The sequence below is a fragment of the Streptomyces vastus genome, assembly GCF_039532825.1.
Classification (GTDB): Bacteria; Actinomycetota; Actinomycetes; order Streptomycetales; family Streptomycetaceae; genus Streptomyces; species Streptomyces vastus.
In genome coordinates, this window is record NZ_BAAASJ010000120.1 from 121,373 (window position 1) to 145,675 (window position 24,303).

The 24,303-nt window shown below is 69.8% G+C and carries 19 protein-coding genes; 9 read left to right on the forward strand and 10 right to left on the reverse strand.

Going from position 1 to position 24,303, the window contains the following annotated elements:
- Positions 1–96: 96 nt before the first annotated feature.
- Positions 97–2,367: an SF1B family DNA helicase RecD2 gene (gene recD2 / locus ABD357_RS40245; RefSeq protein ID WP_344396388.1), complete on the reverse strand. Its 2,271-nt coding sequence runs from the start codon at positions 2,365–2,367 to the stop codon at positions 97–99.
- A 186-nt stretch (positions 2,368–2,553) separates the two neighbouring features.
- Here recD2 and rbsK point away from each other — a divergent pair, with 186 nt between their 5' ends.
- On the forward strand, positions 2,554–3,453 hold the full coding sequence (rbsK, locus tag ABD357_RS40250) for a ribokinase (protein ID WP_344396390.1): 900 nt from the start codon (positions 2,554–2,556) through the stop codon (positions 3,451–3,453).
- 191 nt (positions 3,454–3,644) lie between these two features.
- Here the strand turns inward: rbsK and ABD357_RS40255 are convergent, their stop codons facing one another.
- Positions 3,645–4,832, reverse strand: a complete 1,188-nt coding sequence (locus ABD357_RS40255; RefSeq protein WP_344396391.1) for a serine hydrolase domain-containing protein — start codon at positions 4,830–4,832, stop codon at positions 3,645–3,647.
- Between the two features lie 131 nt (positions 4,833–4,963).
- Between ABD357_RS40255 and ABD357_RS40260 the strand changes: the two genes are divergently transcribed.
- A complete protein-coding gene (locus tag ABD357_RS40260; RefSeq protein WP_344396392.1) occupies positions 4,964–5,422 on the forward strand; it encodes a hypothetical protein in 459 nt (152 codons plus the stop codon).
- 72 nt (positions 5,423–5,494) lie between these two features.
- Here ABD357_RS40260 and ABD357_RS40265 read toward each other — a convergent pair whose 3' ends face one another.
- From ABD357_RS40265 to ABD357_RS40280, 4 genes are all read right to left on the reverse strand, one after another.
- Positions 5,495–6,346: an MBL fold metallo-hydrolase gene (locus ABD357_RS40265; protein WP_344396394.1), complete on the reverse strand. Its 852-nt coding sequence runs from the start codon at positions 6,344–6,346 to the stop codon at positions 5,495–5,497.
- Between the two features lie 183 nt (positions 6,347–6,529).
- A complete protein-coding gene (locus ABD357_RS40270) occupies positions 6,530–7,327 on the reverse strand; it encodes a sugar phosphate isomerase/epimerase family protein (RefSeq protein WP_344396474.1) in 798 nt (265 codons plus the stop codon).
- Positions 7,328–7,353: 26 nt separating this feature from the next.
- Positions 7,354–8,556, reverse strand: a complete 1,203-nt coding sequence (locus ABD357_RS40275) for a dihydrodipicolinate synthase family protein (RefSeq protein WP_344396395.1) — start codon at positions 8,554–8,556, stop codon at positions 7,354–7,356.
- Between the two features lie 84 nt (positions 8,557–8,640).
- Positions 8,641–8,799 (reverse strand): Arc family DNA-binding protein, encoded by a 159-nt coding sequence (locus ABD357_RS40280; protein WP_344396396.1) that lies wholly within the window; start codon positions 8,797–8,799, stop codon positions 8,641–8,643.
- Positions 8,800–8,828: 29 nt separating this feature from the next.
- Here ABD357_RS40280 and ABD357_RS40285 point away from each other — a divergent pair, with 29 nt between their 5' ends.
- Positions 8,829–10,031 (forward strand): RNA-guided endonuclease InsQ/TnpB family protein, encoded by a 1,203-nt coding sequence (locus tag ABD357_RS40285; protein WP_344396397.1) that lies wholly within the window; start codon positions 8,829–8,831, stop codon positions 10,029–10,031.
- Positions 10,032–10,065: 34 nt separating this feature from the next.
- On the opposite strand, the gene ABD357_RS40290 is transcribed toward ABD357_RS40285, so the two are convergent.
- Positions 10,066–11,217: a Gfo/Idh/MocA family protein gene (locus ABD357_RS40290; protein ID WP_344396399.1), complete on the reverse strand. Its 1,152-nt coding sequence runs from the start codon at positions 11,215–11,217 to the stop codon at positions 10,066–10,068.
- A gap of 179 nt (positions 11,218–11,396) precedes the next feature.
- Here ABD357_RS40290 and ABD357_RS40295 point away from each other — a divergent pair, with 179 nt between their 5' ends.
- The 6 genes from ABD357_RS40295 (at position 11,397) to ABD357_RS40320 (ending at position 18,225) form a co-directional block, all read left to right on the forward strand.
- A complete protein-coding gene (locus tag ABD357_RS40295) occupies positions 11,397–12,446 on the forward strand; it encodes a LacI family DNA-binding transcriptional regulator (protein WP_344396400.1) in 1,050 nt (349 codons plus the stop codon).
- A gap of 316 nt (positions 12,447–12,762) precedes the next feature.
- Entirely contained in the window at positions 12,763–13,731 is a 969-nt protein-coding gene (locus ABD357_RS40300) for a bifunctional helix-turn-helix transcriptional regulator/GNAT family N-acetyltransferase (RefSeq protein ID WP_344396402.1), read from the forward strand.
- 40 nt (positions 13,732–13,771) lie between these two features.
- Complete coding sequence (locus ABD357_RS40305) at positions 13,772–14,572, forward strand: sugar phosphate isomerase/epimerase family protein (RefSeq protein ID WP_344396403.1); 801 nt, start codon at positions 13,772–13,774, stop codon at positions 14,570–14,572.
- A gap of 202 nt (positions 14,573–14,774) precedes the next feature.
- Positions 14,775–16,376: a flavin monoamine oxidase family protein gene (locus ABD357_RS40310; RefSeq protein ID WP_344396404.1), complete on the forward strand. Its 1,602-nt coding sequence runs from the start codon at positions 14,775–14,777 to the stop codon at positions 16,374–16,376.
- Positions 16,373–17,020: a Rid family hydrolase gene (locus ABD357_RS40315; RefSeq protein ID WP_344396405.1), complete on the forward strand. Its 648-nt coding sequence runs from the start codon at positions 16,373–16,375 to the stop codon at positions 17,018–17,020. Before ABD357_RS40310 ends, ABD357_RS40315 begins: the two co-directional genes overlap by 4 nt.
- A gap of 569 nt (positions 17,021–17,589) precedes the next feature.
- Positions 17,590–18,225, forward strand: a complete 636-nt coding sequence (locus ABD357_RS40320) for a hypothetical protein (protein ID WP_344396406.1) — start codon at positions 17,590–17,592, stop codon at positions 18,223–18,225.
- Positions 18,226–18,276: 51 nt separating this feature from the next.
- On the opposite strand, the gene ABD357_RS40325 is transcribed toward ABD357_RS40320, so the two are convergent.
- From ABD357_RS40325 to ABD357_RS40335, 3 genes are all read right to left on the reverse strand, one after another.
- On the reverse strand, positions 18,277–19,731 hold the full coding sequence (locus ABD357_RS40325; protein ID WP_344396407.1) for an aminopeptidase: 1,455 nt from the start codon (positions 19,729–19,731) through the stop codon (positions 18,277–18,279).
- 296 nt (positions 19,732–20,027) lie between these two features.
- A complete protein-coding gene (locus ABD357_RS40330) occupies positions 20,028–20,420 on the reverse strand; it encodes a hypothetical protein (RefSeq protein WP_344396408.1) in 393 nt (130 codons plus the stop codon).
- A gap of 91 nt (positions 20,421–20,511) precedes the next feature.
- Positions 20,512–24,243: an ABC transporter ATP-binding protein gene (locus ABD357_RS40335; protein ID WP_344396410.1), complete on the reverse strand. Its 3,732-nt coding sequence runs from the start codon at positions 24,241–24,243 to the stop codon at positions 20,512–20,514.
- Positions 24,244–24,303: the final 60 nt, after the last annotated feature.

Consider the following 24,303-nt stretch of genomic DNA (forward strand, 5'->3'; position numbering starts at 1 on the left):
ACTCAGTGCCGTCACCCTGCTCATCCTGCCCCCCTTCGCCCTGCTTCCGGAAGTGCTCTGTGACCCTTGCGACTCATTTGATCGATCAAATCTCGCTCACGGGTCGAGAGGCCGGGGTGAGAGCCGGAAATCCAGGGCCGTACAGCGCCGTCCCGCCGACACCGTGCGCACCGCCTGGCCTATCGCCCTGCGTGAACCGACCAGCACCACAAGCTTCTTGGCGCGGGTGACCGCCGTGTAGAGCAGGTTGCGCTGGAGCATCATCCAGGCACTGGTGGTCACCGGGATCACCACCGCCGGGTACTCACTGCCCTGGGAGCGGTGGATCGTCACCGCGTACGCGTGCGCCAGCTCGTCGAGCTCGTCGAATTCGTACGGCACCTCCTCGTCCTCGTCGGTCAGCACCGTCAGGCGCTGGTCGTCCAGGTTGAGGGAGGTGACCACGCCGACCGTGCCGTTGAAGACACCGTTCGTGCCCTTCTCGTAATTGTTGCGAATCTGCGTGACCTTGTCGCCGACGCGGAAGACCCGGCCTCCGAAGCGCTTCTCCGGGAGGTCGGGGCGGGCGGGTGTGATCGCCTGCTGGAGCAGTCCGTTGAGGGTGCCGGCGCCCGCCGGGCCGCGGTGCATGGGGGCGAGGACCTGGATGTCGCGGCGCGGATCGAGGCCGAACTTCGCAGGGATGCGGCGGGCCGCCACGTCCACCGTGAGCCGGCCCGCCTCCTCCGTGTCGTCCTCGACGAAGAGGAAGAAGTCCTTCAGGTCCTGGGTGACCGGCTGCTTGCCCGCATTGATCCGGTGGGCGTTCGTCACCACCCCCGACTGCTGGGCCTGCCGGAAGACACGGGTGAGGCGGACGGCCGGGACCGGGCTGCCGTCGGCGAGCAGGTCGCGCAGGACCTCGCCGGCGCCGACGCTCGGCAGCTGGTCGACGTCTCCCACGAAGAGCAGATGCGCCCCCGGAGGCACCGCCTTCACCAGCTTGTTGGCCAGCAGCAGGTCGAGCATCGAGGCCTCGTCCACGACCACGAGGTCGGCGTCCAGCGGGCGGTCCTTGTCGTACGCCGCATCCCCGCCGGGCTTGAGCTCCAGGAGCCGGTGCACGGTCGAGGCGTCCGCGCCCGTGAGCTCGGACAGCCGCTTGGCGGCCCGGCCAGTGGGCGCCGCCAGCACGACCTTGGCCTTCTTGGCGCGGGCCAGCTCCACGATCGAGCGGACCGTGAAGGACTTGCCGCAGCCGGGGCCTCCGGTGAGCACGGCGACCTTCTCGGTGAGCGCGAGGCGCACGGCCTCCTCCTGCTCGGGGGCCAGTTCCGCTCCCGTACGGTCCTTGAGCCAGGCCAGGGCCTTGTCCCAGGCCACGTTCCGGAAAGACGGCATCCGGTCCCCGTCGGTGCGCAGGAGCCGCAACAGCTGGGCGGTCAGGGAGAGTTCGGCCCGGTGGAAGGGGACCAGGTAGACGGCCGTCACGGGGTCGCCGCCGTCGTGGCCGGGGACCTTTTCCCGTACGACTCCGGGGTCGCCGTCGTCCTCCTGGGGCGCCGCCAGCTCCCCGAGGCACTCGATGACCAGGCCGGTGTCCACCTGGAGCAGCTTCACCGCGTCGGCGATCAGCTGCTCCTCCGGGAGGAAGCAGTGGCCCTGGTCGGTGGACTGCGAAAGGGCGTACTGGAGACCGGCCTTGACGCGTTCCGGGCTGTCGTGCGGGATGCCGACGGACTGGGCGATCTTGTCGGCGGTGAGGAAGCCGATGCCCCAGACGTCGGACGCGAGCCGGTACGGCTGGTTCTTGACCACCGAGATCGAGGCGTCGCCGTACTTCTTGTAGATGCGGACCGCGATCGACGTCGACACCTCGACGGTCTGGAGGAAGAGCATGACCTCCTTGATCGCCTTCTGTTCCTCCCAGGCGTCGGCGATCTTCTTGGTCCGCTTGGGGCCGAGGCCGGGGACCTCGATGAGCCGCTTCGGCTCCTCCTCGATGATCTGGAGGGTGTCGAGCCCGAAGTGCTGGGTGATGCGGTCCGCGAAGACCGGCCCGATGCCCTTGACCAGGCCGGAGCCCAGATAGCGGCGGATGCCCTGGACTGTGGCGGGCAGCACCGTCGTGTAGTTCTCCACCGTGAACTGCTTGCCGTACTGAGGATGCGACCCCCAGCGCCCCTCCATCCGCAGGGACTCCCCCACCTGCGCACCGAGCAGCGCCCCCACCACCGTCAGCAGATCGCCGCCGCCCCGTCCGGTGTCCACCCGGGCGACCGTGTAGCCGTTCTCCTCGTTGGCGTACGTGATTCGCTCCAGCACGCCCTCGAGGACCGCCAGGTTCCGCGCCCCGGTGCCCGCCTGGTTCCCCGCCAGATTCGACATGATCCGACGCTACCGCCAGGGTCCGACAGTGCGGAAAGCGCGTGGACAACCGCTACCGGGTGAAGATGGGGCACGAAGGAAAACGTGGCCGAGTTCGGCGGCTGATGTCGCCGAACGGCCGGGCGGGCTCTTCTTCCGGCTGCTCGGCGTCTCGCCGTACCCACTGACCCGTACAGGGAGAAGTTCATGTACGACTACGACCTGCTGGTCGTCGGTTCGGCCAACGCCGACCTGGTGATCGGTGTCGAGCGCCGCCCCGGCGCCGGGGAGACCGTCCTCGGCTCCGACCTGGCCGTCCACCCGGGCGGCAAGGGCGCGAACCAGGCGGTCGCCGCCGCCCGCCTCGGGGCCCGTACGGCGCTGCTGGCGCGGGTCGGCGACGACGGCCACGGGCGGCTGCTGCTCGACTCGATGCGGGACGCCGGCGTCGACACAACCGGCGTCCTCGTCGGCGGGGCGCCCACCGGCGTCGCGCTGATCACGGTGGACCCGTCAGGCGACAACAGCATCGTGGTGTCGCCGGGCGCGAACGCACGCCTGACGCCCGCGGACGTACGAGCCGCCGCAGGCCTCTTCACGGCCTCGCAGGTGGTGTCCGCCCAGCTGGAGATCCCGCTGGAGACGGTCGTGGAGGTGGTACGGAGCCTGGGACCCGGCACCCGCTTCGTGCTCAACCCGTCGCCGCCGCGGGAACTGCCGGACGAGGTGCTCGCGGCCTGCGATCCGCTGATCGTGAACGAGCACGAGGCGCGGGTGGTGCTGGGCGCTGATGCGGGCTCGACGCCCTCGCAGTGGGCCGAGGCGCTGCTCGCCCTCGGCCCGCGTTCGGTGGTCGTCACCCTCGGCGGGGACGGCGCGCTGGTTGCGGACGCCACCGGGGAGACCCACGTCCCGTCCGTGAAGGTCGACGCCGTGGACACGACGGGTGCGGGCGACTCCTTCACGGCGGCGCTGGCCTGGCGGCTGGGGCTCGGGGAGTCCCTGGCACAAGCTGCGAGGTATGCGGCACGCGTGGGCGCCCTGGCCGTCACCAGGGAGGGCGCCCAGGTCTCTTTCCCCACCGCGTCGGAGGTAGCCGCGCTGTGAAGTGGGCGGAAGGCAGGCGGAAAGGCTTCGAGGGGCCCGGTCCGTCGACCAGGCCCCTCGTTCTACCCCTCCCCCAACATTCAGAACCCCCGCGGATCCCCCCAGATCCCCCCTCCAGAAGCCCTGATGCCAAGTACGACCCGCGGGGTGGGCAGAGGGTTGCACGGCCTCCGGAGATTTTTTGCGGGACCTCAGTTGTCCTCCGCCCGTACGCGGTCGGCGATGCCCAGGGTCAGCTTCTCCGCACGGTCCTCCAGGTTCCACTTGCCGTCCCGGTAGGCGTGGTTGCTGATCCAGAAGACGAGGACGCCGTCGCGCAGCGACCTCGTGAGAACCGCGAGTGACCAGTCGTTGCCGCCGTCGTGCCAGACGACCCGGCCGTCGGGGGTGTCGCGGACGGCCCAGCCGTATCCGTACCAGCCGTCGTCGGAGTCGGGCACCCTCACGCGGGGCGCGAACAGCTTCTCCCTGGCCCGCGCGGGCAGGATCTCGTCGCCCGCAAGGGCCCGGTGCCAGCGGAACATGTCACCCGCGGTGGACAGCATGCCGCCGTTGCCGCGCAGGTTCCAGTACGGCCCGTCGGCGGCCCAGGGGTGGTCGACCGGCCTGCCCTTGCTCCGGCCCTTGCTGTCGTACTCCTCCGCGATCAGGTGCTTCGGCCACCGGGGCAGCACGTATCCGGTCCGTTCCATCCCCGCCGGGGCGAACAGGTACCGGGCCAGGAAGGGCTCGTAACCCTCCCCGGACGCCTTCTCGACGATCACGGCGAGCAGGCTGTAGCCGGTGTTGGAGTAATGGAACTCCTTCCCCGGGGCCGACTGCGGCTTCGACGCCAGGGCCCGGCGGACCAGTTCGTCGCGCGAGACGGGGGCGTAGTCGTCGCCGAGCCCCTCGACGAGGCCCGACGTGTGCGTGAGCAGTTGTTCGACCGTGATCTCGCGCTTGTCCTCGGGCACCGGCCCGAGGAACCGGCTGATCGAGTCGGTCACCCGCAGCCGTCCCATCACCTCCAGCTTCAGGATCGCCGCCGCGGTGAACTGCTTCGTGATCGACATGACGTCGTACACGGTGCGGCAGCTCGCGGGAGTGCCGGCGGCGCGGTCCGCCGTCCCGAAGCCGCCGCAGTACGCGAGTTCGTCGCCCCGTGCGGCGACCACCGTGCCGCCGGGTCCGGCGGGGAGGGCACGGCGGAGGAAGTCGGCGACCGACTCCCCGTCGTACGCCTTCGGGGCGGCCTCGGCCGATCCGGCGGCGGGTCGCGCGGCGGACTCGGTGTCCGGCCGGCCGGCATCGCGCTCGTCGGCGCACGCGCCCGGCATCAGAAGGGCCGCCAGGGCGATGACGGCGGCGCCGGTACGGCGACAGTGGGGCAGACCCATAGGACCTATGACCTCCAACCTCGGGAATCCGCACCGAGGTTGACCGCGGCTCTCGCCGTTCCTCAAGCTGTCAGGGTGTTCGAGCTTGTGCGAGCTCGTGTACGTCCAGCTCAACAGGGGGGACCACCGCCATGACCACAGCACCGCCCACACCGCCGGACACCGACACAGCCGCCTTCATGGCGGCGCTACGACGCCTCAAGGCGTGGTCGGGCCTGAGCTACCGCCAGCTGGAACGCCGCGCGACGGCGGCGGGCCACACGCTGCCCTACTCCACGGCGGCGACGATGCTCGGCAGGGAACGGCTGCCCCGCGAGGAGCTGGTCGTCGCGTTCGTCACGGCCTGCGGAGTGCGGGAGGACGAGGCGGAGGCGTGGGTGGACGCGCGCACCACGATCGCCTGCGGGCACGTGGAAGCCCCACCCGCGCGCAACAGCGCGACCAAGCGCTCGTGGCGGTCACGCTGGGCGTTCGTCGGTGCGGCGGCGCTCGTCACCGCACTCCTCGGCGGGGCGGTGGCGTCCGGTGTCTTCACCGACGACCAGGAGGTACAGGAGACGCGGGAGACGCAGACGTCTCTCGGCTTGTAGCGCGCTTGAGCAGGTGTCGACCGCCCACCAGCGACCGTGTGCCGCTCGGCCTGATGCCGGTGGGAACTCCCGTCAGGTGGCCGATGGCCGTGGCTGTTCCGGCGGGACCGACCCCTCGGCGACCGCCATCCACTGGTCCAGGTCGGCCAGCGTGAAGTCCGGCCACGCCGGAATCTCGGGAAGCCGGCGGAGAAGGTCGTACGCCTCCGCGATCTGCGGCCCGCGAAGTACCGGCGCGTGGCAGCCGGCGATGACCTCGGCGTCCAGCCACTGGAAGTCGTCCACCACCGCCCGGAACTTCCGGCCGTCGAGCAACGCGACCCAGGGCGAGACCAGGCGCCCGCCGAAGAACTGGCCGTCGCGAAATTCATCGGCGGACAGGTCGGCGATTTCGGGGATGGGAGTGGGCACGTTCGTAGCGAAGGTGTCCACCGCCCACAGGACATTGGTCTTCGGGTCGAACAGGGCGCGGGTCGTGGGGTTGTCGTACAACGGCGGCCGCTTGGCCACCAGCGTCCGGTCACCCACATCCACCGTATCGCCGTCGATCATGAAGCGGCACCGGTTGATGGGCGTCTCCCACTCCTCGGCCATGCGCCCGATCGAGAACCACGTCGTCAGCAGCGTCGCGTTCGGGCATTCAGCGAGGACCGACAAGAGGTTGCCGGCGTGGTCACGGTCGTCGTGGGTGAGGAAGATCCACCGCACGTCCAACGGATCCACCACGGACCACGCCGCCTCCAGCCACTGGGACCGCACCGCCGGTGCCCCGGTGTCCACAAGCACCGGTTCGGCTCCCCGGATCACCATCGAATTCATCGGGAAGTGGCCGACCGGCGGGGCTTCCAAGGCCCACGGGATGACGAACGTCTCCTCGGCGATCCGGTACGGCTGCAGAAGATTGAAAGTTTCCATGGTCGTCATCGCTGCTCTCCCTAGAACGGAGTCCGGCCGCAGCGCCGCCCGTGATTCCAGTCCAGCCCCACGGCAGGCCCTCGTCAAACGCAGACAAGCGCCCACCGGGAAGAAGCAGCCATCGGCAGTGGACGCCACGTGGGGCGCCCCTTCCCTCGCAGGGCGCCCCACGCGCGTCAGTCCATGCGCCCCCTACGCGGCGTGCTCCACGAACCGTGCCGCCGTCTCCGCCAGCACCTCGCGGCCGTCCCGTGCCCACAGGCCGGTGTTGAAGAGCTCGACCTCGATGGGACCGGTGTAGCCCGCCGCCTCGACGTAGCCCTTCCACTCCCTCATGTCGATCGCACCGTCGCCGATCTGACCGCGGCCGGTGAGGACGCCCTCCGGCAACGGGGTCGTCCAGTCGGCCAGTTGGAAGGTGTGGATGCGGCCCGAGGCGCCCGCGCGGGCGATCTGGGCGGGTGCCTGGTCGTCCCACCAGATGTGGTACGTGTCGACCGTCACGCCGACCTGGTTCGCCGGGAAGCGTTCCGCCAGGTCGAGGGCCTGGGTGAGGGTCGACACCACGCAGCGGTCCGAGGCGTACATCGGGTGCAACGGCTCGATGGCCATCCGTACGCCACGCTCCTGGGCGTACGGCCCCAGCTCCGCCAGCGCGTCGGCGATGCGCTCCCGTGCGCCGTGCAGGTCCTTCGAGCCCGCCGGGAGGCCGCCCGAGACCAGGACCAGGGTGTCCGTGCCGAGGGTGGCCGCCTCGTCGATGGCCGCCCTGTTGTCGTCCAGTGCCTTCGCCCGCTCGTCCGGGTCGATCGCTGTGAAGAAGCCGCCCCGGCAGAGGGTCGTGACCGTCAGGCCCGCGTCACGGATGAGCTTGGCCGTCGCCTCCACGCCGTACGACTGAACCGGCTCTCGCCACAGGCCCACGCCCGGTACGCCCAACTCCAGGCAGGCGTCGACCAGTTCGGGCAGCGACAGTTGCTTGACCGTCATCTGGTTGATGGAGAAACGCGACAGGCTCACTGTTCCACTCCGTACAGCGACAGCAGGTTCTTCATCCGCGCCGCGGCCTGCGCCGGATCCGGGAACAGGCCCAGTCCGTCGGCCAGTTCGTACGCGCGGGCGAAGTGCGGGAGCGAGCGGGCGGACTGGAGGCCGCCGACCATCGTGAAATGCGACTGGTGGCCGGCGAGCCAGGCCAGGAAGACCACGCCCGTCTTGTAGAAGCGGGTCGGGGTCTGGAAGAGATGGCGGGACAACTCGACCGTGGGGTCGAGGAGTTCACGGAAACCCTTCACGTCACCCGTGTCGAGGACCCGTACCGCTTCCGCCGCCAGCGGGCCCAGCGGGTCGAAGATGCCGAGGAGCGCGTGGCTGAAGCCGTGGTCGTCGCCCGCGATGAGTTCGGGGTAGTTGAAGTCGTCGCCCGTGTAGCAGCGGACTCCCTCCCGTCGCCCACCACCACCCTTACCGGAGGCCCTTCGGGCCGCCCCTATTGATTGCAGACGGCGGCGCAGGTCGATCTCCCGCTGGGCGTCCAGGAGGGAGACCTTGATGCCGTCGACCTTGTCCGAGTGGGCGGCGATGACCTCCAGGAAGGTGTCGGTCGCGGTGTCCAGGTCCGACGAGCCCCAGTAGCCCTCCAGGGCAGGGTCGAACATCGGGCCCAGCCAGTGCAGGATCACCGGCTCTGCGGACTGGCGGAGAAGGTGGCCGTAGACATCGAGGTAGTCCTCGGGGCCCTTGGCCGCGGCCGCGAGCGCCCGGGACGCCATCAGGATGGCCTGCGCGCCGGACTCCTCCACCAGCGCGAGCTGCTCCTCGTAGGCCGCCCGGACCTCCTCCAGGGTGCCGGAAGCGATCTGGTCCGTGCCGACGCCGCATGCGATGCGGCCGCCGACCGACTTGGCCTCGGCGGCGCTGCGTCGGATCAGTTCCGCCGCGCCCGCCCAGTCCAGGCCCATCCCGCGCTGGGCGGTGTCCATGGCCTCGGCGACGCCGAGCCCGTGCGACCACAGGTGCCGGCGGAAGGCGAGGGTGGCGTCCCAGTCGACGGCGGCGGGCGAGTCGGGGGTGGTGTCGGCGAACGGATCGGCGACGACGTGGGCCGCCGAGAAGACCGTACGAGAGGTGAAGGGCGAGCCGGGGGTGAGGGCGAGGGGCTCGACGCGGGGCTCGTAGCTCCGCAGTCCACCCTGCGTATCGGGGAGTTGGATGGTCACCGGGAACCTCCGAGGATGGCCCGATCTTCAGGCCGGACGGGAATCGGACTCCTGCGGGGCAGGGAAGGTGAAGGGGAGTCGCCGTCAGGGCGATTCGCTGTCCGCCTCGACAGCGACGCGCTCGCGCTCCAGGCGGTACACGATCTCGGAGTTGAGAGACCGGCGCGCGGACTTGGCCTGACTGACCAGCCATTCGTGAAGGTCAGCGGGCAGTCTGAGCGTGATGCGTACTTCGTGGTCCATGACCTCGATTGTAGTGCTAGCGTGGTGTCATGACGACACCAATGACGGACGGGAAGACTGGGCACGCCCGGTACACCTACCGGCTTCGTGTGTCGTCGACGGCTCTCGCGGCGCTTCGCGCGGAGTGGGACCGGTGCCGGTGGCTCTGGAACGAGTGCGTGGCCTGGTCGAAGAAGGCCTACGCCGAGGGCGAGACGTGCGGCCCGGCCCGACTGGACAGGATGCTGACAGAGGCCCGGTCGATAACACCATGGCTGGCTGAGGGTTCTTCGGTGCCGCAACAGCAGCTCATCCGTGACTTCGGCAAGTCCCGCGCGAAGGCGCAGAAGGACATCAAGGAACGGCTGCCGATGCGCCGCCGGGCCGGGATGCCGAAGTACAAGAAGAAGCGCGAAGCCAACCCGACGCTGAACTACACCCGGCGCGGCTTTCGCCTGAAGGACGGTCGCCTGCACCTGGCGGGCGGGATCGTACTGACGATGGTGTGGTCCCGAGAGCTGCCCACCGCCCCCTCCTCGGTACGTGTACACCAGGACAGCATCGGGAATTGGTACGCCTCCTTCGTCGTCCCCATCGAACTCCAGCCGCTGCCAGCTACAGGCCGGGCAGTCGGCGTCGACTGGGGGGTCAGAGAGATCGCCACCACCACCTCCGACGCCCACGACCTCCCGCACGCCGAACACGGCAACAAGGCCAAGAAAAAACTGACCCGATACGACCGGATGATGGCCCGCCGCAAACCGAAGAAAGGTCAGGCCGCTTCCAGGGGCTACCTCGAAGCGAAGAAGTCGCGGGCAAAGACCTGCCAGAAGATCGCCCGGCAGAGGCAGGACACCGCTCGCAAGTGGGCCAAGAAGGTCGTGACCGACCACGACGCCATCGCGGTCGAGGACTTCCGCCCAAAGTTCCTCGCCAAAACGACCATGGCCCGGAAGGCGGCGGACGCCGCCATCGGCGCCACCAAGAAGGCCCTGATCGAAATGGGCCGCAAGCACGGGCGGGACGTCCGCCTCGTGCATCCCGCGCACACCACCATGGATTGTGCGTCGTGCGGAGCGAGAACCAAGCACGCACTTCCTCTTTCGGAACGTACCTACACCTGCACCGCGTGCGGAGTCGTATCCCCCAGGGACAAGAACTCCGCCCATGTGATGCTCGTCCGGGCTGGTCTGAACCCGGCTGGTGTCGAGGGCATAAGACCTCCTGGAGCGCCGCTCCAGGAGGCAGCCTGAGCCAGGGATCCCCTCCCTTCAGGGAGGGGAGCGGTCAAAGCGAGATCTCCGGTACGTCGAAGCGGCGGCCCTCGGCCGAGGACTTCAGCCCCAGCTCGGCGAGCTGGACACCGCGGGCGCCTGCGAGCAGGTCCCAGTGGTACGGCGCGTCGGCGTACACATGCTTGAGGAACAGCTCCCACTGCGCCTTGAAGCCGTTGTCGAACTCGGCGTTGTCGGGCACCTCCTGCCACTGGTCGCGGAAGACCTCGGTGGCGGGGATGTCCGGGTTCCACACCGGCTTGGGTGTCGAACTGCGGTGCTGGACCCGGCAGTTGCGCAGGCCCGCGACCGCGGAGCCCTCGGTCCCGTCGACCTGGAACTCCACGAGTTCGTCGCGGTTGACGCGTACGGTCCAGGAGGAGTTGATCTGCGCGATGGCGCCGTTCTCCAGCTCGAAGATGCCGTACGCGGCGTCGTCGGCCGTCGCGGCGTACGGCTTGCCCTGCTCGTCCCAGCGCTGCGGGATGTGGGTCGCGGTCAGCGCCTGTACGGACTTGACGCGGCCGAACAGCTCGTGGAGTACGTACTCCCAGTGCGGGAACATGTCGACGACGATGCCGCCGCCGTCCTCGGCGCGGTAGTTCCAGGACGGGCGCTGGGCGGGCTGCCAGTCGCCCTCGAAGACCCAGTAGCCGAACTCGCCGCGAACGGACAGGATCCGCCCGAAGAAGCCGCCCTCGATGAGGCGCTTCAGCTTGAGCAGGCCGGGCAGGAACAGCTTGTCCTGGACGACGCCGTGCTTGATGCCCTTGTCCGCGGCCAGCCGGGCCAGCTCCAGGGCACCGTCGAGGCCGGTCGCGGTCGGCTTCTCGGTGTAGATGTGCTTTCCGGCCTCGATCGCCTTCTTGAGGGCGTCCTCGCGGGCGGAGGTGACCTGGGCGTCGAAGTAGATGTCGATGGACGGGTCGTCGAGTACGGCGTCGAGGCTGGTGGACCAGTGCTCGAGGCCGTGCTGGTCCGCGAGCGCCTTCAGCGCGTGCTCGCGGCGGCCGACGAGCACCGGCTCGGGCAACAGCACGGTGCCGTCGCCGAGATCGAGGCCGCCCTGTTCGCGCAGGGCGAGGATGGAGCGGACGAGATGCTGGCGGTAGCCCATGCGTCCCGTCACGCCGTTCATCGCGATGCGCACCGTCTTGCGTGTCACGTCATTCCCTTCGTACGCGTCCTGCGCCGCGTACGCCCCACAGTGAACAGGTGAGCGTTGCAGCAAGCGCTTTCTATGTGTGAAGAAGCTAGCCTCTGTGCAGCGGATCGGACAACCCCGCGCGGTGATGAGATATGCGACGCAGATGCCTGAGCAGATGCCTGACCGGAGGACGATAGATGACCGTGACCCTGGCGGACGTGGCGGCTCGCGCGCAGGTCTCGCCCGCCACCGTGTCCCGCGTGCTGAACGGCAACTACCCCGTGGCGGCGACCACGCGGGAGCGGGTGCTGCGGGCCGTGGACGAGCTGGACTACGTGCTGAACGGCCCGGCGAGCGCGTTGGCCGCCGCCACCTCCGACCTGGTCGGGATCCTGGTCAACGACATCGCCGACCCCTTCTTCGGGATCATGGCGGCGGCGATCCAGTCCGAGATCGGCGGGCCGGGCGGGCGCGCGGGCGGGGAGCGGCTGGGGGTCGTCTGCAACACGGGCGGCTCCCCGGAGCGTGAGCTCACCTACCTCACGCTCCTTCAGCGACAGCGCGCTGCCGCGGTCGTACTGACCGGGGGGGCCGTCGAGAACACCGCGCACGCGGCGGCCGTCGCGACGAAGTTGCGGAAGCTGGCGGATGCGGGGACGCGGGTTGTTCTGTGCGGGCGTCCGCCTGCGCCTTCGGACACCGAGGCGGTGGCGCTCACGTTCGACAACCGCGGGGGCGGGCGAGAGCTCACCGAGCACCTGATCGGGCTCGGGCATCGGCGTATGGGGTATATCGCGGGGCCTCAGGAGCGGACGACTACGCGGCACCGTCTTGAAGGTCACCGGGCCGCGCTGGCCGCGCACGGCATTCCCGACGAGCCCGCGTGGACTGTCCACGGCCGCTACGACCGCCGGGCGGGTTACGAGGCGACGCTCGAACTCCTGCGCCGTGAGCCGTCGTTGACGGCCGTTGTCGCCGCGAACGACACGGTTGCGCTGGGCGCGTGTGCCGCGCTGCGGGACTCCGGGCTCCGAATCCCCGACGACGTCTCGGTCGTGGGCTTCGACGACCTGCCCTTCAGCGTCGATGCGGTGCCCGCGCTGACGACGGTGCGGTTGCCTCTCTCGGAGGCGGGGACCCTGGCCGGGCGGATCGCCATGGGGCGGGAGGAGGCGCCGGAGGGCGGGATCGTGACGGTGCGGGGGGAGTTGATGGTGCGGGGGTCTACGGGAGTACCCAAGGGGTGATGCGGTTCGAAGCCGCGGGTTCGTTGTGGCTGGTCGCGCAATTCCCCGCGACTGCCGCCGGCGGCTGAGCAGGGCGCCTACCGGGCGGGTGGGTTCGTCCGTTGGCGACTGCGGGTCCGTCGTGGCTGGTCGCGCCCCGCGGCGGAGCCGCTGATGTAACAGCCCCGCGCCCCTGAAGGGGCGCTCCCGGAGCCGCCGGCCACCATGCGGCTCCGCCGTGGGGCGCGACCGGGCGATCCATGGACGCGGAGCCGGAAGCGGCCTACTGTCGGAGTAGCGAGATCTCTGACTGAGTCAACCATCTTGAGGTCGGGTCATGACCATCCAGGACATCCGCTCTTTCAACCGCTTCTACACGAACGTCATCGGCGCGCTGGACTACAGCCGTCAGCTGTACGCCCCGTACACGCTGACCGAGGCCCGCGTGCTGTACGAGCTCGCGCACTCACCCCGTACGGACGCCGCCGACCTGCGGGGCGAACTGTCGCTGGACGCCGGGTACTTGAGCCGGATCCTGGCGAAGTTCGAGCAGGACGGGCTGATCGAGCGCGTGCCGTCCGAGAAGGACACGCGGCGGCGGCACGTCACGCTCACCGCGCGCGGGCGTGAGGCGGCCGATCTGCTCGACGAGCGGTCGCAGGAGTCGGTGGGCTCGCTGCTGGCGACCGTTCCGGCGGGCGAGCGGCCCCGGCTCGCAGAGGCGATGCGCACGATTCGGGACGTGCTGTCCGACGGCCGGCCTCCCCCACTCTCGGCTTCGCTCGAGCGGGGGGACCCCCATCGCGGCGAGGACGTCGTCCTGCGGGAGCCCGGCCCCGGCGACCTCGGCTGGATCGTGCAGCGCAACGCCGCGCTGTACGCCGCCGAGCACGGGTGGAACACGGACTACGAGGGCCTGGTCGCCCGGATCGTCGCGGACTTCGCGGAGGATCACGACCCGCACCTGGAGCGGGTGTGGATCGCGGAGCTGGACGGCCGCGCGGTGGGCTGCGTGATGTGCGTACGGGACGAGGCGCCGGGTGCCGCACGCCTGCGGCTCCTCCTCGTCGAACCGGACGCCCGCGGCCTCGGCATCGGCGACCGGCTCGTGCGTGCCTGCATCGAGTTCGCGCTGGGTGTCGGCTACCGCGAGATGGTGCTGTGGACGAACGACGCACTGACGGCGGCCCGCAAGATCTACCAGCGCCACGGCTTCGTCCTCCTCGCCGAGAAACCGCACCGCTCCTTCGGCGTGGACCTGGTCGGCCAGGACTGGCGCCTGGACCTGCACGGCGCACAGGACTGACTCTGCCCAGCATGCGGGGGTGGCAGGTAGGGTCCGCAGCATGAAGTTGGCCTTCTCCACTCTCGGCGTTCCCGGACTGCCCATCTCCGACGTGGTGCGGCTCGCGGCCGCACACGGCTACCACGGTGTCGAGCTTCGCGCGCACCCCGAGGAGCCGGTCCACCCCGGTATCGCACTGAGCCGACGGGCCGACGTGGCCGCCGAGTTCAAGGCGGCCGGCGTCGAGATCCTGGGCCTTGCGGGGTACGCGCGCGTGGCCGCACCGGGCGAGGACGGTCCCGTAATCCAGGAGATCCGCGAACTCCTGGAGCTGGCCCGCGACTTGGGCGCCCCCTTCATCCGTGTCTTCCCCGGCGGCGGAACCGACCAGAGCCCGGAGGAAGCGGATGCGACGGCCGCGCGGCGACTGGGCACGGCCGCGGAGTACGCCGCCGATCTGGGCGTACGCATCCTCCTGGAGACCCACGACTCGCACCGCACGGGCGCGGACGCGATCCGTGTCCTCGGACTCGTCGGCCACCCTCGCGTCGGCGCCCTGTGGGACATCATGCACACCTGGCTCGGCGGCGAACAGCCCGGCTCGACGTATGTGGCCCTCTCCCCCTACCTCGGCTACGTCCAGGTCAAGGACATCGCCTCGGCCGACGACACCACTCCGCTGCCGCTCGGCTCGGGTGTCCTGCCTCTCACCGAGTGCGTGGAACTCCTCTCCCGCGAGGGCTGGGACGGCTGGTTGTGCTGGGAGTACGAGAAGCGCTGGTACGAGTCGGCCGCGCCGCTGGAGGAGTTGCTGGGGGCGGGGCGGGAGCACCTTTCGCGGTTGCTGAACGAGTCGGCGTGAGCCCGGGCTGCCAGGGCTCCGACCGCACCCCGCTCCTCTGATCGTCTCCGTATACGTCATTGGCATGCACCTGTAACACCTCTGACGGAGGCTCGTAGGGCACTCCGGCCTCACCCGCAATTCACCTCCCACCGGGCCGGGTTGACCCAACGATGCGGCCCGCGGCCGGCATGGCCATGGGCCGCGGGCGAGGAGGAATTGGATGGTTGCAGAGGCATCTCGCCGTGGCTTTCTCAGATCGGTCGGGGTCGCGGGCGGCGCCGGAATGCTGTACTCGGCGATGGGGGCCCTGGGGCTCGCGCCGGCCCCGGAGGTGCGGGCCGAGGAGTACCGGGCGCCCCGGAGCGGCGACTTCGCGCTCACCGGGCGGAGCGGCAAGAAGGTCCTCGTGCTCGGCGGTGGCATAGCCGGCCTGGCGACGGCGTACGAGCTGGGCAAGGCGGGCTACGACTGCCGGATCCTGGAGGCGAAGGACCGCCCGGGCGGACGGAACTGGACGGTCCGCGGCGGCGCCACGCTGACCGATCTTGACGGGCGTACGCAGAAGAGCTCGTTCTCCAGGGGCCAGTACATGAACGCGGGCCCTGCCCGGCTGCCGCAGTCCCATGTCACCCTCGAGTACTGCCGTGAACTCGGCGTTCCCCTCGAGGTGTTCACCAACCAGAACGCCAACGCGTACATCTACCACGAGAAGAGCGCCGCCCTGGCGGGCAAGCCGATGCGGTGGCGCACGGCGAAGGCCGATGTCTACGGCTATGTCTCCGAGTTGCTCGCCAAGGCCACCGACCAGGGCGCCCTGGACCGGGAACTCACCGCCGCCGACAAGGAACGGCTCATCGCGTTCCTGCAGAACTTCGGCGCCATCAAGGGCAAGGCGGACGGCTTCGCGTACACCGGAAGCGACCGCCGGGGGTATTCGGTCGAGCCGGGTGCGGCCTTCGAGGAGGGCACGGTCCTCGGCCCGGTGCCCTCCCTGTCGGACGTGGTCGCGAGCGGCGTCGGGCAGCGCTTCTCCTTCGAGTTCGGCTACGACCAGGCCATGCTGATGTTCCAGCCGGTGGGCGGGATGGACGCGATCCCGTACGCACTGGCGAAGGCCATCGGCCCGGACCGGATCACGTACGGCGCCAAGGCGATGGAGGTCAAGGACCTTCCGGACGGCGCGGAGGTCACGTACGAGGACGCCGAGGGCCGTATCCGCACCCGGCGCGCCGACTTCGTCGTGGCGGCCATCCCGCCCATGGTCATGGCCCGCATCAAGCACAACCTGGGCGCGGACGTCACCGCGGCGCTGAAGTACCCCGTCGCGACGCCCGTCGGCAAGATCGGGCTCGAGTACCGAAGCCGCTGGTGGGAGACGGACGAGCACATCTACGGCGGCATCACTCCGACCGACACGGACCTGGCCACCATCTGGTACCCGTCGTACGGCTATCAGGGCCGCCGCGGCACGCTCATCGGCTACTACAACTTCGGTGACAACGCTGTCGCGTACAGCGGTCTGCCGCACGCCGAGCGGCTGAAGCGGGCGGTGAGCCGGGGCGTGAAGATCCACGGCGACAAGTACCGCACCGAACTCGACCACTCCTTCAGCGTCGCCTGGCACCGCACGCCACACATCGAGGGCGGCTGGGTCGGCTGGCCCTCGCAGACCGGCCCCGAGTACAGGCTGCTCAACCAGCCCGCGGGACACGTCTACTTCGCCGGCGACTGGCTCAGCCACGTCATCGCCTGGCAGCACGGAGCGTTCACCTCGGCCCGCAAGGTCGTGACCGGGATCCACGAGAGGGTGATGGCCGGATGAAGCGGCGTACGAAGATTGTCGTCGGTACGGCCCTGACCGGGGCGCTGCTGACCGGCTCGGCGACACTGGCGGGCGCCAAGGGCTGGTGGTCGCCGGGCCCGCAGGAGGTACGGGTCATGCTGCCCGAGGGGCAGTCCAACCCGGCCATCGCGAACGGCGTGGCGACGGGCGGGGAAGTCGCCGTCTACCAGAGCAGCGGTCTCGGCCCGTCCGCGCTGAACCCGGCCGCGCCGGAGGGCACGCCCGAGCGCTACACCGACCCCGCCCTCACCGAAGGGGCGCAGGGCGTCACGATCACCGAGGCGCAGGCGCTCGTCGTCCTCCGCAACATCAAGACCAACCTCGAGACCGCGGGCGTGAAACCGGCCGACGTCATCACGATGAAGGCCTATCTGATGAAGCCGCCTGGCGCCGAGATCGCCGACTACGCGGGCTGGAACCGCGCGTACCGGCAGTACTTCGCCAACATCGACCTGAAGTCGCTCCAGGTCGTGCCGGTGCCCATGGGCACCTCGACCCCCGAGCCGCCGCTGCTCGCCAACAAGGCCCGCCCGGCGCGGGCGACGATGGAGGTCGCCTCGCTGGCCGTGCCGGGGTGGCTCGTCGAGGTCGAGGTGACGGCGACGTACGACAAGAAGCGCTGACCGGCGAGTTCGGCTTCAGCGGGTTCACAGGTTGGCTGCGGCGCACCGGCCCAAAACAGCGCCGCAGCAACCCCATCGGACACGGTGGTGCACCCCCGTACCAATTTCCGGGAGTCGTCCCGATCCGGGGAACCCATCCGCGCCACCTCGCGTCCAATGCGCAGGCTGCCGGATGAGTCTCCGCGGTGCGGTGTCGGCCCTCGCTGCTGGCTGCGATCGCTGACCTACCCTCTCCAACCGCCCGCGGCCGGCAGCATGCCGTCATCGGCGCGCCCCCCTCCAACAGCGCCGATGACGGCCCCTCTCGGGGCCACTTTCTCTCCAGCATCCGCTGGAAGCACAGCCGCGCCCCTCACGGGGCGCGCGCGGTGCCGCGCCGGACTTTGGACAACAGGTCGAATTACTAGGCCCTTGTCGGACATCGGATGACGTGCGGCTGTACAGTCCGCCGTACGCCACGTACGCCGCACACCCGGCGCACCGCCCCCAAAAGACGCAAAGCACCCTGCACGTCTGGCGTGGGCCCGTTGTGGCAGGTCACGCTGGTCGGGGGTATCGGGGGGAGCGTCATGCGCAAGGCAAGGTGTGGGTGGGTGGTGTGCGCGTTGGTGATGCTGGTGGCGGCGCTCACCGGGTGCGAGCGGCTTTCGGGATCCGCGGATTCCGGGGAGGGCCGGCTCGGCGAGAGCGGGCAGGTGACGCCTACGCGGACCGCCGGGTTCGGGGCGGAGTTCCTGGGGGTCGACGAGTGCAGTTCGTTCGGGCGCACGTCGTTCACCGAGGTGCTGTGCGGCAGTGAGCGGGCGGCGGCTCGGGTCGTCGCGCGCCACGACGGCAAGGTGAGCGAGGGCCCTGCGTGCCCCGCCACCACGGACTTCGTGCTGCACATCAGCGAACAGAAACCGTCCGCGGGCGAGGACGGCGACGGCGCGGTCCCGCAGGGCTACGCCTGCATGCGCAACCTGGAGAACCCGCACCCCGGCGACCCCGGCGGCGGCGGAGGCCCGCGCACGATCGTCGGCGACTGCGTCTACAGCGCGGGCGAGGGCGAGGTCCGCGAGACGGCGTGCGACGGCAAGGGCGAGAAGTCTCCGGAGTACAAGGTGACTTCGGCGGTCGAGAAGCGGACTCAGTGTCCTGCGTCGACGGCCCTGTACGTCCGGCTCGGCGGGCCGAAGCCGGTGGGCTGCGCCCGCCCGCTGTGATCAACGGACGGGCGCAGCAAGGAAGTTGGAGCAGACAGGTCAGTTACGGCATTACGGCCGCAGCTGGCGCTCCGCGCTGTGCTTGTCCAGCTTCCTGTCGTACTTGGCCAGCGGCTTGGCCTTCGACGGGTCCTCCTGGACCGTGGCGGAGGCGACGCCCGCCCACTTCAGGATGCGGGCCGTGGCGAGGGCCTTCTCGTCGGCGACGAGGCCGGCGACATTGGCGCCGTGGTTCGCGCCGGGGGCCGTGAAGATGTACGAGTCACGGGCGCCCTTGCCGAGGTGGAACGGCTCGGCGCCCCACGGGTCGTTCTCGCCGTACACGAACAGCATCTGCTGGGCGTTGTGCTTGACCCAGGTGTCGACGTCGCGCATCGCCCACGGCTGGAACTTCATGGAGATGTCGCGCGGCACGAAGTTCCGCGGCGGCTGGTAGCCGTAGCGGATCAGCCCCGGCTCGATGTGCGGGAACTCGATGGTGGGCGCCCCGAGCTGCGTACCCGCCTGGTAGTAGTACGGCGTGTACTGCTCCAGGCCCTGGTCGGCGTAGGCGGAGAAGCCGACGATCGTGTCGATCGTGCTCCAGATCTCGTCGTCGGTGGCGTTCGCGGCGTCGGCCGGGATCGTGTCGCAGTCGCCGAGCAGGCTGTACTGCCAGAAGCCCCACACGTAGTCGAGTACGACGGCCTCGTACGCCTTGTCGAGGCTGCCGACGGTGTTGAAGGTGAGGCCCTCGGCAGCCGCGTACTCCTCGTACCGCTTCTCCAGCGGCTCACGGCGTACGAGCGCCTCGCGCTGCACGGCGTTCAGCTTGTCTCGGCACTCCTTGGTGCCGACGCCGGCGAAGAACCTGTCGTACGCCGAATCCTCCTTGTTCACCACGTCGTTGGGGGCGACGTACGCGACGACGCCGTCCATGTCACGCGGGTAGAAGCGCTCGTAGTACGTGGCGGTCATGCCGCCCTTGGAGCCGCCCGTGGAGAGCCACTTCTTGGCGTAGATCTTCTTGAGCGCCTTGAAGATACGGTGCTGGTCGCTGGCCGCCTGCCAGATGTCGAGCTTGGACCAGTCGGCCGGGTCGGGGCGGGACGGAGTGAAGAAGCGGTACTCCATCGAGATCTGGTTGCCGTCCACGATCTGGGTCGGCTCGCTGCGGCGCGGCGTCGTCGAGACGTTGTAACCGCTGGTGAAGAACACCGACGGGCGGGTCGTGTCCTTGTGCAGCACCGTGATGCGCTGCTGGAACCTGCCCTTGGACGGGTGCCGGTGGTCGACCGGCTGGGTGTAGCTGAGGACGAAGTAGCGGTAGCCGGCGTAGGGCTTCTCCTCGATCAGGCTCATGCCCGGTATCGCGAGGAGACGGTCCTTGATGTCGGCGGTGTCGTCCGTTATGGCACTGGCGCGGCTGCCGGTGGCCTCCGGCTGCGCGGCGGTGGCCGCGCCGGCCGTGCTCAGGGTGCCTATGAGCACCACGAGCGACAGCAGCCATCTGAGCGTCTTGCGCATGCACACTCCCCTGGGAAACACAGATGTCCGCCGGAACCTAGCGGAGCAACTCCGTTGACACCAGGGGATGTTGGGGCGCATTCCGGACAACGGTGCGCCCCGCGGGCAATTCGTTGAAGCTGCGGGTTCGTTGTGGCTGGTCGCTCCCCCACTCTCGGCTCCTCCCCCACTCTCGGCTTCGCTCGAGCGGGGGGACCCCCATGAGCGGGGGGACCCCCATCGCGGCGGAGCCGCTTATGTCACAGCCCCGCGCCCCTAAAAAGGAAGGCCTGCGGCCTCCTTTTAGGGGCGCGGGTTCACAGGCGGATCCAGCCCGAGTTCACCGAGTCCGAGCCGACGGAACCCGTCACCAGTACGCGGCGGTGTCCTATGTGCGCGGTCACCGGGCCTGCGTGGTGCCTGAAAAGCCCTCTGTTGACGGCCGGGCGGGCGCGCCATGCCCGGACGCTCACGGACATGTACGCATAGGCACCCTGCCTCTTGCGGAGGGTCACCGCGCAGACGTAGCCGCGCTTCTTGTAGATGTGGACGGATCCCGTGGAGAAGGGCAGCGTGCGGACCTTGCGGCCGGAGCAGAGCGCCGCCGCCTCCGCGGTGCCCGTGCCCGGGCCTGCGAGGGACAGCAGTCCGGAAGCGGTCAGTACAGCCACACCGAGCGCCATATGACGGCGTATCGCGCTCTTGTCCACTGTTGTCCTCCCGCAGCAATCGGCGTACTCCGTCTACGGACGCATGAGGTAGGCCGTCTGGTTGCGTGGCGGAGGAAAAGCCGACGTAGGACTACGCAAGCGGGGCTGTGGGGGCAGTGACCGGCTCCCCGAGGAACATCTGCCACAACTCGGCGTACCGCCCGCCCCGTTCGAGGAGTTCCTCGTGTGTGCCGTCCTCCGCGACCCGGCCGTGGTCCATGACCACGACCCGGTCCGCGCGGGCCGCCGTCGTCAGACGGTGGGCGACCACGAGCGTGGTGCGGCGGCCCGCGATGCGGTCGGTGGCCTGGTTGACCTGGGCCTCGGTGGCCAGGTCGAGGGCGGCGGTGGCCTCGTCGAGCAGGAGGATGTCCGGGTCGACGAGTTCGGCGCGGGCGAGGGCGATCAACTGGCGTTGCCCGGCGGAGAGGTTGCGGCCGCGTTCGGCGACCTCGTGGAGGTAGCCGCCATCGAGCGTGGCGATCATGTCGTGTGCGCCGACCGCGCGGGCGGCTGCCTCCACCTCGGCGTCGGTGGCGTCCGGGCGGCCGTACGCGATGGCGTCCCGGACCGTGCCCTGGAAGAGGTACGCCTCCTGGGGGACGACGCCCAGACGGTGCCGGTACGAGGTGAGGTCCAGCGCGCGCAGATCCATGCCGTCGACGGTCACCCGCCCGCCCGTCGGGTCGTAGAACCGGGCGACCAGCTTGACCAGCGTCGACTTGCCCGCGCCCGTCTCGCCGACGAAGGCCACGGTCTGCCCGGCGGGGATGCGCAGGGAGACCCCGCTGAGCGCCTCTTCCTTGTCGTTGTACGCGAAGTCGACGTCCTCGAAGGCGATGTCGCCCCGCAGGGACGGCACCTCGCGTGCCGCGTCGGCGGCCTTGGTGGAGGTCGGCTCCTGGAGGAGTTCCTGGACGCGGCCCAGCGAGACGGTCGCCTGCTGGTAGCCGTCGAAGACCTGCGAGAGCTGCTGCACGGGCGCGAAGAACAGGTCGATGTAGAGCAGGTACGCGACCAGCGCACCGGTGCTGAGCGTCCCCGCGTCGATCCGCCCCGCGCCCACGATGATCACCGCGGCCGCCGCGACCGATGACAGGAACTGCACGAAGGGGAAGTACACCGAGATCAGCCACTGCCCCCGGATCCGCGCCTTGCGATAGCTGTCGCTGCCTGCCGCGAACCGCTCCCGGCCGCCCCGCTCACGCCGGAACGCCTGCACGATCCGCAGCCCCGCCACCGACTCCTGAAGGTCCGCGTTCACCACGGACACGCGCTCACGGGCGAGTTCGTACGCCTTCACACTCGCCCGGCGGAAGAAGACCGTGCCGATGATCAGCGGCGGCAGCGTGGCGAAGACGACGAGCGCGAGCTGGATGTCGATCACGAACAGCGCGACCATGATGCCGAAGAAGGTGACGACCGAGACGAAGGCGGTGACGAGTCCCGTCTGCAGGAACGTCGACAGGGCGTCCACGTCGGTCGTCATCCGGGTCATGATCCGGCCCGTCAACTCCCGCTCGTAGTAGTCGAGTCCGAGCCTCTGGAGCTGCGCGAAGATCTTCAGCCGGAGCGCGTACAGGACCCTCTCCCCCGTACGTCCGGTCATGCGGATCTCACCGGTCTGCGCCGCCCACTGGACGATCACGGTGAGCAGGGCCAGCAGGGACGCCGTCCACACCGCGCCCTCGGCGACCTTGGTGACACCGTCGTCGATGCCGTTGCGGATCATGAGCGGCAGCAGCAGTCCCATGCCCGCGTCGACGGCCACGAGGCCGAGGCTGACGAGAAGAGGCAGCCCGAAGCCTCTCAGCAGTCGTCTCAGGCCGTACGACTCCTCCGGGGTGACCGCCCGCGCCTCGTCGATGTCGGGCTTGTCGTCCGCCGGGGGCAACGCCTCGACCTGGGCGAGGAGTTCGGGTGTCGCCGGCATCCCGTCCATGGCCGCGTCCCGGGGCTCACGGTCGCCCGTCCACAGCTTGGGCGTGATCCCGCGCTCCGCATCGAACTCGGCGTCCAGTTCATCCCGTACGGACGTGTCCTCGACCGGGCAGACGGGCTGGGTGTGCCCCGGCGAGACGCCGCCCAGCTCGTCCGGGTCGGTGAGCAGCCGCCGGTACAGGGGCGAGCGCTGCTGGAGCTCGTCGTGCGTACCGATGTCGGCGAGCCGTCCGCCGTCGAGGACGGCGATGCGGTCGGCGAGGTTGAGCGTGGAACGGCGGTGAGCGATGAGGAGGGTCGTACGCCCTTCCATGACGTGCTTGAGCGCCTCGTGGATCTCGTGCTCGACGCGGGCGTCCACGGCCGAGGTCGCGTCGTCGAGGACCAGCAGGCGCGGGTCGGTGAGGATCGCGCGGGCGAGGGCGACGCGCTGGCGCTGTCCGCCGGAGAGGGTCAGGCCCTGCTCGCCGACCTTGGTGTCGTACCCGTCGGGCAGCTCGTCGATGAACCGGTCCGCCTGCGCGGCCCGTGCCGCGGCCTCGATCTCCTCCTGGGTGGCGTCGGGGCGGCCGTACGCGATGTTGGCGCGCACGGTGTCCGAGAAGAGGAAGGAGTCCTCGGGGACGAGCCCGATCGCGGCGCGCAGTGATTCGAGGGTCAGTTCGCGCACATCGTGGCCGCCGACGAGGACGGCGCCGCGCGTGACGTCGTAGAAGCGCGGAAGGAGCAGGGAGACCGTCGACTTGCCGGACCCCGAGGAACCGACGACCGCGAGGGTCTCACCCGGCCGGATCTCGAAGCTGAGCCCGCCGAGCACGGGTTGCGAGGCGTCGGCGTACCCGAAGCTCACATCGTCGAACTCGACGGTCGCGGGCGCGTCGGCCGGCAGCGGCTTCGTGCCGTCCTCGAGGGACGGCTCGGTGTCGATCAGCTCGATGACGCGCTCGGCGCCGGCGCGGGCCTGCTGCCCGACGGTGAGCACCATGGCCAGCATGCGGACGGGTCCGACGAGCTGGGCGAGATAGGTCGAGAAGGCGACGAACGTACCGAGCGTGATGTGCCCGCGTATGGCGAGCCAGCCGCCCAGCGCGAGCATCGCGACCTGCCCGAGCGCGGGCACCGCCTGCAGGGCCGGGGTGTAGCGGGCGTTCAGCCGGATGGTCCGCAGCCGCCCCGCGAAGAGCCGCCGCCCGACCTCCCTCAGCTTCCCGGTCTCCTGGTCCTCCTGCCCGAACCCCTTCACCACGCGTACGCCGCTGACGGCGCCGTCGACGACTCCCGCGACGGCGGCGGCCTGGCCCTGCGCGTACCAGGTGGCGGGGTGCAGTCGGCTGCTGCTGTGTTTGGCGATGAACCACAGGGCGGGGGCGACGGCCAGCGCGACGAGGGTGAGCGGCAGGGACAGCGAGGCCATGATCCCGAGGGAGATCAGGAAGAGCAGCACGTTCCCGATGGTCATCGGGAGCATGAACAGCAGGCTCTGGATCAGCTGGAGGTCACTGGTCGCCCGGCCCACGACCTGCCCGGTCGACAGCTCGTCCTGCCGCCGTCCGTCGAGCCGGGTGATCGCCTTGTACATCTCGGTCCGCAGGTCGTGCTGGACGTCGAGAGCGAGTCGGCCGCCGTAGTAGCGCCGGATGTACGTGAGGACGTACACGAGGAGGGCCGCCCCGATGAGGGCGCCTGCCCACGGGGCCATGTCCCGGCTCTTGTCCCCGATGACGTCATCGATGATCACCTTGGTGACGAGCGGGACCAGCGCCATGACCGCCATACCGGCGAGCGAGGAGCCGAGCGCGAGCACGACGTCCTTCGGATACCGCCATGCGTATCCGGCGAGCCGCCGTGCCCAGCCGCTCGTCTCCCCCTGTTGCGCTGCCACGCCGGTGCCTCCCGAGATCCTTGTCCGCCGGAAGGCACCAACGCGATCGGAACCGGATTT